A 15,744-nucleotide genomic window follows, 5' to 3' on the forward strand; every position below is an offset into this window, starting at 1 on the left:
CAGAGGCTTTTTTTATTTTTATGGTGTAACGATATTAAATGTTTTTGGGAATATATCTAAACTACTACTTAATTCATTTAAAGCGTTTTGATCACCATTGAAAGATACGTCATCTCTCTTATTTAGTTGCTTAAATGTAGCTGCACCCATTGCTAGTTCAACAAGTTGAGCATGTTTAATTTCAATCTTATTATCACTACTAGAAGCAAGCTCTCTCTGTTTTTTACTAGGTGCTTTGCTTGAATATGTTAAGACACTATTTCTAAGGGAAATATAGTATCGCTGCTTCTTATCTGTTACATTCAATTCGATTGAAATATCTTTATACTTAGCTTTCTCACCATTTACTCGAACGGCCAAGTAATCAAGAAGTAATTCCGTATCCATTTCAGCTAAAATAGCAGGTGAGGCAGTGGCCGAAGCAGGAGCTCCAACACCATTTCTTAATTCATATGCTCCTTGTGCATAAAAGTTTCTCCACGTGGCATTCTCCGCCTGATAGGCAAGCTGCTCATATGTATCTGCTAAGAGTTGTTTTGCTTTAACATTCTCAGGCTGTGCATACACAAGTTTATTTAGTACTTCTGCTACATATCGATATTCACCTTTTTTAAAGTCTCGTACCGCTAAGTCTAGTACTTTGGCATCCCCACCCATATAGGCAATTGTTTTCTTTGCTGACTCAACTTGTGGAAGGGGATTTAATTCAGCCGGGTTACCATTAAAGAAACCTAAGTACTTATCATAAACAGCTCTTGTATTATGGCTTAAGCTTCCGTAGTAGCCACGATTTCCAAACTCTTTTGCGATATTAGGATTTAATTTAATACTATCGGCAAGCTCTGTTCCAGTCATTCCTTGATTAAGTCGATTTACAGTTTGATCGTGAATAAATTTATATAAATCTCTTTGAGTTGACATAAAAGAGACGACATTCTCATTACCAAATGTTGGCCAATGATGTGAGCTAAAGAGAACGTCAGCTTTTCCATATTTTTCAAGCGCATGTTGGATATGTTTTGACCACGCTAAACTATCACGTACTTGTGCGCCTCTTAATGTTTGAATATTATGCATTGTATGAGTGATGATTTCTGCACCACAAAGCGCATTACTTCTTGGGAAGTAGGCCATCATCTCTGTTGGTGCTTCTGCTCCTGGAGTGTAGATAAATTCAATAGGAACTCCATCCACAACTAATCTCATATCTTTATCAATTACCTTTGTCGGTCTAGCTATTGCGTATTCACCGTTTGCAACAAAATTTCCTAGACCTGTTCCTATGGGTCCTTGAATATTAAAGTCTAGTGTTCTGGCATACATGTATTCAGCTCTTCTACTCATGGCCGCTCCAGCAATAACATTTTCGCTAACAGACTCATGAGTAAAGCCAACGGGCGCATATACTTTCACTTTTCCACTGTTAAGATCTTTCTTATTGGCCACACCATAGACTCCTCCAAAGTGATCAAGATGAGAATGTGTGAATATAACGGCCGTAACAGGTCTTCTTTCAACGTGTTTATTAATGAGCTCAAGTGCTGCTCTTGATGTCTCTGTTGCAGTAAGAGGGTCAATGACAATCCATCCTTTTCTTCCTTTAACAAAAGATACGTTTGCAAGATCAATTCCTCGAACTTGGTAGATGTATTCATTAACTTTAAATAGGCCATTGATTGAATTAAGTTGTGATTGTCTCCAAAGACTTGGGTTTACTGTTTCAGGGGCGTCACCTTTTGTTAGATGGGAGAACTTTTTTGGCTCATACACTACCTTTGTTCCATCTTTAGACATAATGGGAGTTTCAATAGTTGCTATAAAACCCTTATTAGCATTATCAAAGTCTGATTTGTCACTAAAGTCTAGCTCTGAATAAAGTCTTTGATTAGCTTCTTTCGTATAATTTGATGCTGACTTGGATTCTTTATTAAATGTGTAAGATCCACCTCTTGAGCAACCGATTAATACAAGGGTAAGAAGTAAGGTTGGAATTGAAATTCTTTTTTGCATAGATTCTCCTTTAACTTTTCATAGGAGAATAATCGGTTGGAAAGAATCGTTTTATGATAAGAAGGAAGGTTAAATAAAGTAAAGAAAAAGAGAAGGCTTCGTTTCCGAAGCCTTCAAATGTAGATGATTATGAGAATTGATTGATAATTGCTTCTTTATCAAAACCAAACTTTGCATAAAGCTCTTTGGCCGTATAAGAAGATTGACCGAAGTGGCCATCATTACCAAGAGACTTGATTTCAAACTCAAGTCCTTCTTGCTTAAGAGCGTGGCATAACATTGCTCCTGCTCCCGCTGTCAGTTGATGATCTTCTACTGTTACCATTTTATTACCATTCTTAGCTAGTTGATCCTTGAATGTTTCTAGATCAATTTTATTAATGAATGGGTTATTGATAACTGTTACATCTTTTCCTTTAGCTGATAATTCTTCTGCTGCATCGAGGGCACCTTGAACGAGAGGACCATGGGTAACAATAATTCCATCTTTACCTTGGCGAAGAACTTGAGCTTTACCCCAAGTATAGTCTAAACCTTCAGTGTATGAAACTGGATGCTTTTCACGTCCAAAGAAGAATACTGTTGTTTCTGGTGTTTCACCTTTTTCAACGGCACTTTCATAGTTTTTAATCGCTTGATACATTAAGCTTTCAGCTTCATCTTTTGATGAAAGGGCAACAACGCTTGTATTTGGAATACCTGCTACAGCTGAGAAATAAGTTGTTGCTTGGTGAGAAGCTCCATCAGCAGCATCTTGAAAACCTGTGTGTGAGAAGAGACAGATTACTGCACCTTGAGAAAGTTGAGACATAATTAAAGGAAGGTTTCCTTTTGTTACACCAAATTGTGCAAATGTATCAACAACAGGAATAAATCCTTGTTTTGCCATTCCAACTGCTGTTGAAACCATATTTGATTCAGCAATACCTACATCAACGTAGTTTGCTGGAAATTCTTTTTGAAATGCTGCAACTCCAGTAGAGCCTGCAAGGTCAGCTGTTACTGAAAAGACTGGTAGTCCTTCTTTTGTCGCTTTAATCATTGCATTAGCTAGACCTGGTTGAACTTTATCAACAGGTGTTGAATTAGAAGAAGACTTCGCTTCTGGCTTAGAAGATAAGATTTCATTTGCCCAATTCATAAATTCTTCAGGACACTTATCTCCGCTATAAATCTCTTCTAGGAAAGCAGGAAGCTTTTCATCGTATGCGCCAAGAGGGTAGCCGTGACCACCTGACTTTGCTTCTTGTGTAGATTTAACACCGTAACCTTTAATTGTTTTAATAACGAGGGCAACAGGCTTGGCATCATTTGATTTAGCTTTTGCAATATTTTCTTCAATTGCTTGATAAACTCTTTCTAGATCGTGTCCTTCTTCAACACGTACTAGATCCCAGCCTTGTTCTTGAAGTGAAAGGAAGCTACCTTTCATATCGTAGCTATCTTCTGTAATTCTTCCACCAAGCTTTGTATCATTATCACTAATAATCATTAGGAATGGATTCATTTTTCCTTTCTGTGCAAGGCCTGGAATTGCTGCCATTGCTTCACGGGCCTCTCCTTCCATGCATCCACCATCTGAAATTACACAAATTGTTGCACGGTCATTACCAATGGCCTTATCTGCAAGAGCAAGCCCTTGTGCTTGAGGAAGTCCTGAACCAAGTGGCCCATTAGAAATGAAAACACCTTCTGGGTTTAGGTGAGCTTCACCGTGTCCAGTTAGTTTAGAGTTTATTGAACGAAATCCTCTTAGGCTCTCAAAGTTTAATCCATCAAATCCTAGATTTGCTCTTAAAGCATAGATTCCGTTTTCAGCATGTCCTGCATCGTTTACGAAATTATAATTTTCAAACCAATTTGTTCCACTTGAGAACATGATTGAGTGAAGGGCACTCATCATTTCTGCAAATGCTGCTGGTCCACCCCAGTGACAAGCGGCTCCGCCAATAACAGCATGTTGATTCATTAATGCTACAAGGGCACGAGTTGCTCTTGGATCAGCTAATGTAATCTCTTTTCCGTTTTGGTCTTTGATTGTTGTTGCATAGATTGGTTGTTTTGTTGGTGCTGTTGCTAATTTGTTTTTAACGTTTAATGGCCTGATCTTAGTCGTCATTAATGTCTCCGAATTCATTGATTTTCAATAACTTATAAAAGGTATCATGAGAGAAATTTTTCTGGCCAGTCATTATTTAGGACGGCCAGTGTCAAAGGCTTTTGACAGTTTTCTTTGGCACAATTGGCCCAGAGTGTCAGCGCTAAGTGTTTGGAATTATAACTAACATAAATTTTTTAAGTTTTATTCTGAAATGACGATAAAATATATGGAGACAGATATCAATAATTAATATGGAAATTAACTTTAAGAGAAGAGGATTCAAGAGATGTGTGATGCATGTTCAGCCGCTGGAAGAAATTGGTCTCTCGCAAACGGACCGCAGCGTAGTAAGCTAGTTAAGGCCAAAATCTTTTCTGCATTTAACGGAAGAGAGATAAAGGTTAAATTATGTTACTTATGTTCCATCAAACTTTTTATTGGTGGTGAGAAATCATTCTTACGTGAAAACCCCTCATTTAATGTCGAATTAAGCAACCAGCATGCTGGAAGTGAATTTGATTTTTAGATTTTATTATTTGACCCATCAAATTTTATCTAGATAGAATACCACCTTAGACAAGGTGGTTTTTTTATGCGCGAATACTCACAATTTCATTCTTCATTTGTGGCAAACGAGTTCTTGTCCGCAGATGACTCTCTTCATGTTAAAGATAAGTACACTCAAGAAACGTTAGGGGAGATCGGCTTATTATCTCAAGAGCAATTTGATCATGTCGTTAATTCGTCTAAGAAAGCTTTTAAAAATTATCAAGAATTCGATAGTGCACAAAGAAGTAATCTTCTTTTTAAATTAAGAGATGCTCTAGAGGATGAAGCAGATTACTTTGCTGATTTAATTTGTAGAGAAGCAGGTAAGCCAATTAAATATGCACAAGCTGAAATTAGCCGCTGCTTAGAAACAATAAAACTAGCTGCTGAAAAAGCACGTCATCATTCTAGTGAGACACCTGATCTAAGTTATGGACCCGGTGCTGATAAGATGGCCATGATTCAACATGAGCCAGAAGGAATTGTCTTTGGTGTTTCACCATTTAATTTTCCACTAAATTTAGCTCTTCATAAAATTGCCCCAGCACTAGCTGTTGGTTGCAGTGTTATCGTTAAACCTTCACCGTCAACACCAATTACTCTTTTAGCTTTTGCCAAGCTCCTTTCAACAGTTGGTTTTCCAAAAGGTATTTTAAATGTCGTTGTCTGTGAAAATGAAGTAGCACAATTATTCTTAGAAGATGATCGAATCAATGTTTTCTCTTTTACAGGAAGTGCGAAAGTTGGTTGGGAATTAAAAGCAAATTGTGGAAAGAAGAAGTGTCTTCTTGAACTTGGTGGCAATGCGGCCGTAATCGTTAATGATGTGGATGAACTTGATGAAGTTATTCCCAAAATTGTTAATGGTGCATTCTTATATGCTGGCCAAATTTGTATCTCTACTCAAAGAGTTTATATTGCAAGTGAGATTTACGAGGACTTTGTTTCAGCATTCTTGGAAGAAGTTGAGATGGTTGCTTCAGGAGACCCTAGTGATAAGCTCATCACAAATGGGCCTGTTATCAATGCAGCAGCACTTGAGCGCATCCATAGCTGGGTACAAGAAGCTATCAATAAAGGGGCCGATCTTCTATGTGGTGGCCATGTTATCGATGAAGAGCATAATATCTATGCACCTACGGTTTTAACGAATACTGATCCTGATATGAAGGTAGTAAGCGAGGAAATCTTTGGTCCGGTCGTGATTCTAGAGCCTTATGACTCATTTTCTGAGGCAATTGAACTTGTAAATGATTCAAAATATGGCCTACAAGCTGGTGTTTTCACAAACAGCTTAGTAAATATGAAAGAGGCAAGTCGAAAAATTAAGGTTGGAGGATTAATCTTCAATAATATTCCAGGATTTCGTATGGATGCAATGCCATATGGTGGAATTAAAGACTCTGGTCTTGGTCGCGAGGGAATTGCATATGCAATGGAAGATTACACTCGTAAAAAACTAATCTTATTTTAGGGGAAAGAATGAAAGCACTTTTATTATTCGTATTATGTTTCAGTAGTTTTGCATACGCTCCAGACTGGGGAAGAGATGTTCGATTAGAAAAAGGCGAAAATAGAGAAAACCTATATAAACTTTCAAATGAAGAATTAGAAGAAATAAAAGAGCACGGTATTAAGCATGCTCTTAAATGGCCTGTTGATGTTACAGGTCTTTATATCCCATATGATGCTTTTGAGAATTTCTTTGAATTAAAAGATGAGAAATTTGTAAACTTTGTTCTAACAACTCTTGGTGAAAAGAAATTTGGAGTAGATAGTGTTGAATCATTTTTTCAATGGTTAGGACTAAACCCATATAACGATGAGAATGCAACTGGCATTTATCGTATCCCATATCCAGATGGAGAAAGACCTGATTACTATATGGGTGCAAGTATTGTGGATACAAAGTGGGGGAAAGGACTTACTTTTAGTTGTGCTACTTGCCACTCTGCAAGCCTATTTGGAACAAGTGTAATGGGGCTAACAAATAAGGCCGTTAAGGCCAACGAGTTATTTGTTAAGGCAAGAAAGCTTCTTCCTTTAATTCCATCAAAAATGTTTCAAAAAGTAACTCATGCAACTGATGGTGAAGTTGAAATGCTTCGTCGCTCTCGTAAGAATATTGGTGCTGTTGGTGCAACTTCTCCAATGGTATTAGGGCTTGATACTTCACTTCCTCAAGTTGCCTTATCTCTTGCTCGTCGTAAGACAGATGAGTATGCGACAAAATCAAAGCTAACTCAAATCTTTCCACGTTTTAATCCACTAGAGACAACTGTTGCTGATTCAAAGCCTGCTGTTTGGTGGAACCTAAAATATAAGACTCGTTGGTTATCTGACGGTTCTATCGTTTCTGGAAATCCAATCTTTACTAATTTCTTGTGGAATGAATTAGGTCGTGGAACTGACTTAAGAGAGTTAGAGAAGTGGATGCAGGATAATCCTGATATTATTCGTGAATTAACGGCAGCTGCTTTTGCAACAAAGCCACCACGTATTGATGACTTCTTCGATATTTCTCGCATCGATATTAAAGCGGCAAAAAGAGGTGAGGACGTCTATAAGGATCGTTGTCAAAAGTGTCATGGTGAATATCAGAAAAATTGGTCTCTACCATTTTCAGGTCTAATGTCTAAGAGTGAGCAGATCAAAACTCGCAAGGTTATTTATCATGAAGAAACTCCTGTAAAGGATGTTGGAACAGATCCGCTTCGTTACGAAGGGATGAAGTATTTTGCTGATGACTTAAATGAATTAAAAATTTCTAAGTGGATGAAAACAGTCGTTGAACCACAAGTTGGATATGTACCACCACCGCTTGATGGGATTTGGTCACGTTATCCATATTTACACAATAATTCGATACCAAACCTATGTGAGTTAATGACTCCTCCAGATCAAAGAGTGAAAACGTTTTATCAGATACCATCTGATGATCCTATCTTAGACTTCAATTTTGAGTGTAATGGTTTTCCTGTTGGAATGGATATCCCTGATGAAAGACGTATTCCAGAAGCTTTCTTTGATACTTCTAGACCTGGTCTTTCTAATTCTGGACATTACTATCGTATCTTCACTGATCGAGATGGGAATGAATTATTAACTCAAGAGCAGAAGGCCGATTTAAGAGTATTTTTAAAGACGTTATAATGGAATTTTATCTCGATACTTATATTGCTCACAGAGGGCTTCACTGCCATGAATGCCCGGAATGCCCAGAGAACTCTCTGGCCGCTTTTCAAGAAGCGGTTAACCACGGCTATGCTATTGAGCTTGATGTTCACTTATCAAGTGATGGGCATGTTATGGTCTTTCATGACGAGACCCTAACGCGAATGACTGGCAGCAACGGAAAGGTATCTCAATATACCCTAAAGAGCTTAAAAGAGCTTCGCTTGGCAAAGGGAGATGAGGAAATACCAACTTTAAAAGAAGTCCTCGATCTTGTTCAAGGAAAGGTTCCTCTTGTTATCGAAATTAAAGTTATCGACCACGATGGTGTCTTAGAAGCTGAGGTTATGAAGTTGCTTCATAACTATGATGGAGATTATGCAATTCAGTCATTTAATCCAATGACATTAAAATGGCTTCGCAAGCATTACCCAAGTTTAACGCTGGGGCTTTTAGTTACAAGAGATTTTAGTGATACAAAGCTTAGTCGTCTAAAACAGAGAATCTTGGCCAATATGACTTTTATTCCAGTTATTAGGCCAAATTACATCGGTCTAGATATTGATACTTATTCAAAAATTCAGCTGCAAATTATCAAACGTTTCACTTTCAACCATCTGGTCTTTTGGACTGTCAGAACAAAAGAACAAATGCGGACAGCAAAGCGATTAGGTGCTAATATAATATTTGAGAATATTAAACCTTAATTGAGTCGTTTATGAAGAAGTTCGCATCATTTGTTATTGTCGTCGCTATTATCGCTACGGCCTATCTATTATTTCAAAAATTTAATACAGGAAGTGACACTGCTGGTGTTAAGGAAAGTGAAGTCATGGTCGTTGAGTTTGAGGACCGTGCCGCACCAAAATTAGATAATGAAGATTCTGATCCGGTAAAAGTTGAGGATGTGGAAGATGAAGTTAGTTCCTCTCGAGAAGGGCTTCTAATCCAATCGGATGAAGAGCTTGATAAAAGACTGGAAGAAAAAGAAGAGGAATTTGATCGTCTTGAAGAGCAATGGCTAAGTGACGTAAAGGATCTTTTCTTAAATGAGCTTCAGTTAACGGAACGTGAATACAAAGATTATCTAAATATGAGAGAAGGACTCTTTAGCGACAAGATTGCTGCTTTTGAAGATATGCATGATCAGCTTGAGGCGAAGTATGGAGAAAACTATACTTATAATCCTACAGAAGAAGAGATGGCCTTTGATCGTGAAATCCAAAAGAAATATGACGAGCTTCTTTTGAGAAAAATCGGTAAAGAAGCTTTTATTAAATACCTTGAACTAAGAGATCGTACTAACGAAAAAATACTAGAGAGCACAAAACAAGACGATGCTGCTCTTCTTATGGAGTTCTAGTTTGGAAAAATGGATTATAAAATCACGTAAGCAAGAGCATCGTGGAAATATTTTTCTTTACGAGACGATTGATGCTCACCATCCGACAAAGCCCATCGCTTGTGGCCCATATGATATTATTCGCCTTGCTGACTGGGTGAATGTGGTGGCCATCACTGAAGATAATAAGATCGTTCTTGTTGAGCAATATCGCTTTGGCATGGATGAGATCACTATTGAGACTCCGGCCGGCGCTATCAATCGAGGTGAAGATCCTCTTGTTGCAGCTAAAAGGGAGCTCGAGGAAGAAACTGGCTATATTAGTGACGAGTGGGAGAGTCTTGGCCGTGTTAGCGTCAACCCTGCTTTTATGACAAATAGTGCTCATTTCTTCTTGGCCAAGAATTGCCGCCCTGATGGAGAGCAAAACTTTGACCCTGATGAAGATATTGAATTAGTGATTAAACCTGTCTCAGAGCTAAAAGAGGTCCTTAAAAACATGGATCACTCACTAAGTGAGCTATGTATTAGCAGGTACCTCTTAAAATAGTTCTATTTCTTATGCTTTCTCTTGTTATTTCTATTTGGACGACTTTGTCCAGGTAGCTCAAACCAATCACTTTCATCGATTTCATGATAGTAATCGGCTTCTTCAACAAGAAGGCCAGATGTTGTTTCAGGAATTGAGGCAATCTCAACGCGTACACCTTCAGATCTAAGGTGGCGAACTAGCTCTATATAGTCAGAGTCACCAGATAATATGATGATTGTATCGACTTTTGAGGCAAGTTGAGTTGCTTTAATTGTAAGTGGGATATCTGCACTTTTGTGACAAGGAATAACTGAACCGTAGTAGTGGTTATGTAGTCTCTCTGTCAGCTTTGATGAGATATTCTTACCTTCTCTAAAATAGATTAGGCGATTAAGACCGCGGTTATCTAGTAACTTTGGGATAAGAGTGTCGAAGTTAACCATTGTATTTTGGTTATTCGTGACACTGTGAATGCTTCTTTCAATATTGTTACCGTCGATTAAGATAGCAACAGTTTGATTAATAAAAATTTCCATAAAATGCTTCGCTTTCGTCTGATTGGACATAGTCAGCATGGCATTGTCTAATTTGCTCTACGAGCATATCAGTCGACATCCCTTTAAAGATCTCATTGAGTTCGTCCTCATCAACATCTGTTCTTCCGAGCGCACAAGCTGCAAGCTCTTCTTTAAACATAATTGAAGGATCTTCAGGTTTTCTCTTATCTACAAGGAATTTCAGTAGCTCACTAATATCAAGCCTTTTGGCCTTGAATTTTTTGAAATACTTCTTAAACCAAATATGAGTCCAAGCAACATTAATAGCACCTGGGTCTTTATGGTATTTTAGTAGATAAAAGAATGCTGTACGTCCAAAGGTTTTTAATTTTCCTTTAAGTTTCGCAATACTAATAATTGCATTCTTGTATGCTTGTTCATAACCACGATCAAGATCTCCTTGGTCGAGCTTATTATCAGCATTTTTATCAAATCTAATATAAGTTGATTCGATATTTAACATTGCACCGATAACTAGTGTGAAGTCCTTTGTTCTCCACCATACCTTATCGATATCTTCTACACTTCTTGAGAATACTTCGACACCTTCAATAAATTGAACGATGTGCTCTCTACTATTTGCATCCACGTATTCCTTTAGACGTGGGAAATATTTTGAAAGGTTCTCTTCATTCTCTCCAAATAGTTTATCAAAGAATTTCGTACGAATACACTTTGACTCCATAACTTTGAACCCGTTCTCATCAACACGATGTGAACACTCATTTTCAGCGTAGAGATTATCCTCAAGTAGAGAAGTCATCTTTGCTGCTGTAAAAATTAGTTCAATAAACTCACTTACTTCATCAAGGTTGATATAAAGGTCACCACCAGAAGTTGCCTGGAAGAGATCTGATAGAAGTAGGATATTTTCACCAAATGTCTTGAAGTCATCAGTCCAAAGTCCCATTTCTTCAAGAGCTGCCTTTAAACCAACTAGAGCGTTATTGAGTTGGTTATCTCTTAGGCCTTTCGATACTCTTGGGTTAGTCGTGTCTCCCTCAACAGCGTATCCTTCAAGTACGTAAGGAAGGACATTTCTAAAGAGCATAATTGAGTTAAAACCTGTCTTATTTCTTACGATTTGCGCTTGATAAGTAGGGAAGCCATCTTTATTTCTAAAGTAACGGAAGTCCCTTGCTACCTTTGCAAATTCTTCTGTCAGGATAACGTATGACTTTTTCGTAATTAATTTGTACTCAGGTACTTCTAATTCCGTTGGGAACTCTCTCTGATCAATATAAACTGGGTCAGGAGATTGCATACGATCACTGAAGAATCTAAACGTCGCATCAGAAAATAATTGTGCTTCAATTGCTCCATCGATGATTTCAAAAATACGATCAATAGCATCACTTGAGATCATGAGATCAAAGTTTTCACTTCCCGGAGGATCAAGTTCAGAACAAATCCATTTTGAACTACCTTGCTTATCTGGATCATATGCAGGGTTTGGTTTACATGGAATTGGATACATTAACTCTGATCGAGGAACTGGATCAAAAACTCTTTGAGTGAACTCAATTAGAGTTCTCTTAAAGTTATTCATATTGATAAGATCGGCCTCATCTTTAGGCTTATCTTTTCGACGATTAATTTCTAGTAAGACTTCATTTGCAAAACTTAGAATATCCTTTGCTGAGAAGAAGTCTCTCTTTTCAGTTACTGGGTGAAGGATTGACTTCACCTTACGGATTAACTTTAGAGCAGTTGCCGTATTTTGAACTGAATCAGACTCAATAGAGAAGTCTGTAAAGAAAGCATCATATAATACTTCCGCTAGACCTTCTGACATTTCAGTTAAGTGATATAAGTCGTCTCTATTGATGATTAAGTTATTACCACCAAGTACAAGCCCTTTTAAAGACATTGCTTGAGAGTAGAGTGCTGTATTAAATTCTTTCTTGAATAGGGCCTGAGATTCGTCTAGGCGTAAAATAAGTGACTTGATTAAACCATCTTGATTAACAAAATCTTGATTAAGTAGGTAATTTGATAGCTCTGCCTTAATTGAAAGGAATCGATTTACATAGTCTTTTTTCGAAACAAGACTTCTTGTCGTCTCCTCTCCATCTTTCATCTTTTTAAAGATTTCAACATTCTCAATATGAAAGTCTAGGAATGCTAAGTAGCGATAGACAATGGCCACAACATTTACTGTCGACTTAAGCTCTTTAAAAGAAAGGTGCTCAACACTTGGTGGAAGACGTAAGATATTATCTTTATAATTTCCAACAAGGTTCTTAAGAGCGATTCCTTTTTCTAAGTCTTCAGGCTTTTTAAAGAATTGTTCAATAATATTATTAATATCAGTTACTGTAATAACATTGTCGCTATCTAGTTCATCAAGCAGAAGATCCTGAACTGAGCGAACTTGAGCTAAGAAGAAGTTATTCTTTTCTAAAGATGTTTTTTCAATATAGTCCTTAGAAAGATACATAAGATCAAAGAATAGGGCAGCAAGTGGATCTGTCTTACTTAGAATCGTTAAGAGTTCTGGTAGTTGTAAAACTTCTCTTGTTCCACCTGTTGTTAGTACTTTTAGAGCAAGAAGAGAGTTTGTAAAATCATCTCTAATATCTAATTCGTATAACTCAATAATATCATCTGCAAATTGCAGAATATTCATTTGATGATCACGAGGAATTGTAATGTCTTCATTTAAAAGCTTCTTGGCATTAGTACTAAGCTTTCCAATTTCTGCACGAAATTCTTTTTTGATTACAACCTTGCGGTCAAAGTCTTTATCTTCGATTTCTTTAACTAAGTCAGTTAATATATTTACCGACTCAAATGAGCGAATCCCTACATTAATTAAGCTAAGGGCAAGTTCCACATCAGAGTATGAGAATACTTCTGGGTTACCTCTGATTAGATCTCGTTTCGCGTAACGAAGTAACGCTTTTAGTTTTCTATTTGTCTCTTCATTTGTTCCCAGAATTTTTGAGATGATATCATCTGAAGTAAAGAACTCGTCGATGATATTATTGATGTCATCAATTGTGATGATATTCTCTTCTTTCTGGTGCTCGTAAACATAGAGTTTTAATTCTTCGATATTATTTGCAAGCTCATTAAAGTAGGCTGAACCATCTTTATAATATTCTTTCTTTAGGAAGAAGATATCTGCAATATTTTCTAAGAACACTGGAAGAAAAGTAAATAATTGGGCGAATTCATCAGAGTCAATATAGATTCTCGATCCACCAAGAAATAGCTTCTTAGCGAATAGAAGAGAGTTGATAACTTCTTTACCAAGTTTAAAGTCTTTTAGGTCTTTCGTGATATCTAAAATTAGATCCTGAATATCGATGGCCTGTGCAGGACCTGGGATATCTCTTAAAATTACATTGATATTATCTGCAAGAACATTTGATTGTTGTCTCATTTGAGCAGAAAGTTTTTCGTACTCTTTTAAAGTCTCAACTTTTTGCATCTCTTTAACTGTATCTACAATCTTTACACCAGAGCGATTAATCTCTTTTAAGATAGCAAAGAATGAATCAATTTTTGAACGAGACATTTGTCCTGGGATATCTCTTTGAAGTAGAGAGTTTAATTTAAAGAGTAGATCAAGCCCTTCGATAATATCGTCAGCAGAGCCAGGAGGGTTGTTCATATACTTTCTAGCAAAGCGTACGATGTCTTCTCTAAAGAAGAAGCGCTTGTCACGACTTTCAACATATTTGAACTTATTTAAGGTGTCTTGGACACAATTAAGCTCTTTTTCAATATTAACTTCAAATATTTTCTTAATTCTATCGGTGTCGATTTTACAACTAGTTGAAATCCCGTCGTACTCAGCGATATCTGCTCCGTCGACTGGGTCATCATTAATAAATCCACATGAGGAAATGAGTAAAGAAATTGCTAGAAAAGCAAAGAAATTACGTAATTTCAATGTGTTAATGTACTTGTTCATGTTGTTCACGATAAAATTCTAGAAAATTTCTAGTTAAATGAAAAGGAATAACCGTATAATTTGTAATGTTTTTGCAATGTGCGTTAAATTTGTACACATAATCTGACGGATAAGTGTCCAAACTGTTAACACCTAGGGTAATGGCTACTAGGTTGGCTTTAAGTTCTTCTATTTGTGAACCTTTTCTGATTTAATAATCTTTAATGAATAATTTCATCAAAAGATTTACATTACTTTGCTTGTCAATTTCAAGCCTATCTACGCTAGCGCAACTAGACGGAAGCATCTCGTATGAGAAGTTCCAACGCTTAAATGATCCTGCCAAGAAGTCTGAATATGACGATTGGGCCCAAATTGAAGGGAATTATGAATCAAAGATGTGGAATGCAAAAGTATATGGTGAATTTGCAGCTAGGGCCTATGTAAGTAAAGAGGCAGCTTTTAATTTCTCTGCTCCTGAAGCTTATGTTGAGTTTAAAGATGATGAGAATCGTATCAGTGTAGGCCGCCAATTATTAAGATGGAATGAAAACGAAGACTATTGGTTATTAAATACCTTAAATCCAAATCAAGGCTTCTATCTCTTATCAGAAAAGAAAGAAGGACTAGTTGGGATTCAATACGATCACAAGTTTAATAAGAATATTAACTTCTCGGTATTCTTCTCTTACTTCTTTGTTCCTGGATTAAATCCTAGTCTTGAAGTTGAAGATGGAAATATTACGAGTCGAAGTGAGTGGGTAAGACTTCCTCCAAAGTATACAGTTCTAGAAGGAAACCTTCTTCCTATTTATTACAATATTAATATGCCTAATATCTATAATGATGTTGTTAAAAATAAGTCTCTTGGATTTAGGTTATCTGGTTCAAATGAGGAAAGAAACGCTGAGATCTCTGCCTTCTTTATCTATAAGCCACAAAATAGTCTTCAGATGAATGCTGAGGCACGCTTTGATCAAGATAATGATCGTGTTGCTGTTGATGCATCTCCACTTGTAAACCACCATCTATTTTATGGAATTCAATATAAGCAACAACTAGGCGATGTTCAGATGGTTGCTTCAATTGATATGAATGATCCTACAGCAACATTTGGAAACGACTTTAAAGTTGTAGACTTTAGTCGTGAAGAAGATAAGACATTTGAGTCTGACTATTTTGTTATTGAGCCAAACTATGAAAAAGAAAGTTATGCCTCAATCTCATTTAATGTGAATCAAGGTTATTATATGTTTTCTTTAAACTATATTAATCTTCTGACTAATAATCAACGTGGTTCAGATGACTTCTTCTCTGATACAGCAAAGTGGGCAAGTGCTCTTGGGATGAGAGGACGTTACTATTTTACTGACTTCATTAATGTAATGGGTGATCTTAAATATGACTTTGAAAGAGAAGATATCATTTTAAAGGCCGAAGCAACTTATGCCTTCTGGGCAGGAAGTGCAAGTGTGAATCTAGGTGCCGAGCTTATTAAGTCGCCAAAGAAGAACTCTTATTGGTCAGCTTATCGAGCTAACGACACCATCTATTCATCACTTCGTTTTGCTTTTTAAT

At 36.9% G+C, this 15,744-nt stretch carries 11 protein-coding genes; 7 read left to right on the forward strand and 4 right to left on the reverse strand.

The window, feature by feature from the left end; all coding sequences use genetic code 11:
* Positions 1–18 precede the first annotated feature (18 nt).
* Together VCM44_RS05150 and VCM44_RS05155 are read right to left on the reverse strand one after the other, a co-directional pair.
* Positions 19–2,010 (reverse strand): alkyl/aryl-sulfatase, encoded by a 1,992-nt coding sequence (locus VCM44_RS05150; protein ID WP_334678187.1) that lies wholly within the window; start codon positions 2,008–2,010, stop codon positions 19–21.
* Between the two features lie 127 nt (positions 2,011–2,137).
* Positions 2,138–4,129, reverse strand: coding sequence for a transketolase C-terminal domain-containing protein (locus VCM44_RS05155; RefSeq protein ID WP_167849470.1), 1,992 nt, complete (start codon positions 4,127–4,129; stop codon positions 2,138–2,140).
* 268 nt (positions 4,130–4,397) lie between these two features.
* On the opposite strand from VCM44_RS05155, the gene VCM44_RS05160 reads away from it, so the two are divergent.
* The 6 genes from VCM44_RS05160 to VCM44_RS05185 all read left to right on the forward strand — a co-directional run bounded on the left by VCM44_RS05160 (position 4,398) and on the right by VCM44_RS05185 (position 9,726).
* Positions 4,398–4,637, forward strand: a complete 240-nt coding sequence (locus VCM44_RS05160) for a hypothetical protein (protein WP_114705266.1) — start codon at positions 4,398–4,400, stop codon at positions 4,635–4,637.
* A 66-nt stretch (positions 4,638–4,703) separates the two neighbouring features.
* The gene (locus VCM44_RS05165) at positions 4,704–6,134 is read left to right on the forward strand and encodes an aldehyde dehydrogenase family protein (protein WP_114705265.1); all 1,431 of its coding nucleotides are present in this window, start codon (positions 4,704–4,706) and stop codon (positions 6,132–6,134) included.
* An 8-nt stretch (positions 6,135–6,142) separates the two neighbouring features.
* On the forward strand, positions 6,143–7,813 hold the full coding sequence (locus VCM44_RS05170) for a hypothetical protein (protein ID WP_114705264.1): 1,671 nt from the start codon (positions 6,143–6,145) through the stop codon (positions 7,811–7,813).
* A complete protein-coding gene (locus tag VCM44_RS05175; protein WP_114705263.1) occupies positions 7,813–8,541 on the forward strand; it encodes a glycerophosphodiester phosphodiesterase family protein in 729 nt (242 codons plus the stop codon). The genes VCM44_RS05170 and VCM44_RS05175 overlap by 1 nt, the downstream gene beginning before the upstream one ends.
* 11 nt (positions 8,542–8,552) lie before the next feature.
* The gene (locus VCM44_RS05180; protein WP_334678188.1) at positions 8,553–9,197 is read left to right on the forward strand and encodes a hypothetical protein; all 645 of its coding nucleotides are present in this window, start codon (positions 8,553–8,555) and stop codon (positions 9,195–9,197) included.
* Position 9,198: 1 nt separating this feature from the next.
* Entirely contained in the window at positions 9,199–9,726 is a 528-nt protein-coding gene (locus VCM44_RS05185; protein ID WP_334678189.1) for an NUDIX hydrolase, read from the forward strand.
* A 2-nt stretch (positions 9,727–9,728) separates the two neighbouring features.
* Here the strand turns inward: VCM44_RS05185 and VCM44_RS05190 are convergent, their stop codons facing one another.
* On the reverse strand, positions 9,729–10,244 hold the full coding sequence (locus tag VCM44_RS05190; protein WP_158536717.1) for an NYN domain-containing protein: 516 nt from the start codon (positions 10,242–10,244) through the stop codon (positions 9,729–9,731).
* Positions 10,228–14,166, reverse strand: coding sequence for a hypothetical protein (locus VCM44_RS05195; protein WP_334678190.1), 3,939 nt, complete (start codon positions 14,164–14,166; stop codon positions 10,228–10,230). Before VCM44_RS05195 ends, VCM44_RS05190 begins: the two co-directional genes overlap by 17 nt.
* A 224-nt stretch (positions 14,167–14,390) precedes the next feature.
* Between VCM44_RS05195 and VCM44_RS05200 the strand changes: the two genes are divergently transcribed.
* Complete coding sequence (locus VCM44_RS05200) at positions 14,391–15,743, forward strand: hypothetical protein (RefSeq protein ID WP_162929658.1); 1,353 nt, start codon at positions 14,391–14,393, stop codon at positions 15,741–15,743.
* Position 15,744 lies beyond the last annotated feature (1 nt).

This window comes from Halobacteriovorax sp. DPLXC-1 (genome assembly GCF_036903125.1).
GTDB lineage: Bacteria > Bdellovibrionota > Bacteriovoracia > Bacteriovoracales > Bacteriovoracaceae > Halobacteriovorax_A > Halobacteriovorax_A vibrionivorans.

Bases quoted from the DNA above. Each gene is read 5' to 3' on its own strand.
- VCM44_RS05150 (WP_334678187.1), bottom strand. From the start codon at position 2,010: ATGCAAAAAAGAATTTCAATTCCAACCTTACTTCTTACCCTTGTATTA.
- VCM44_RS05155 (WP_167849470.1), bottom strand. From the start codon at position 4,129: ATGACGACTAAGATCAGGCCATTAAACGTTAAAAACAAATTAGCAACA.
- VCM44_RS05160 (WP_114705266.1), top strand. From the start codon at position 4,398: ATGTGTGATGCATGTTCAGCCGCTGGAAGAAATTGGTCTCTCGCAAAC.
- VCM44_RS05165 (WP_114705265.1), top strand. From the start codon at position 4,704: ATGCGCGAATACTCACAATTTCATTCTTCATTTGTGGCAAACGAGTTC.
- VCM44_RS05170 (WP_114705264.1), top strand. From the start codon at position 6,143: ATGAAAGCACTTTTATTATTCGTATTATGTTTCAGTAGTTTTGCATAC.
- VCM44_RS05175 (WP_114705263.1), top strand. From the start codon at position 7,813: ATGGAATTTTATCTCGATACTTATATTGCTCACAGAGGGCTTCACTGC.
- VCM44_RS05180 (WP_334678188.1), top strand. From the start codon at position 8,553: ATGAAGAAGTTCGCATCATTTGTTATTGTCGTCGCTATTATCGCTACG.
- VCM44_RS05190 (WP_158536717.1), bottom strand. From the start codon at position 10,244: ATGGAAATTTTTATTAATCAAACTGTTGCTATCTTAATCGACGGTAAC.
- VCM44_RS05200 (WP_162929658.1), top strand. From the start codon at position 14,391: ATGAATAATTTCATCAAAAGATTTACATTACTTTGCTTGTCAATTTCA.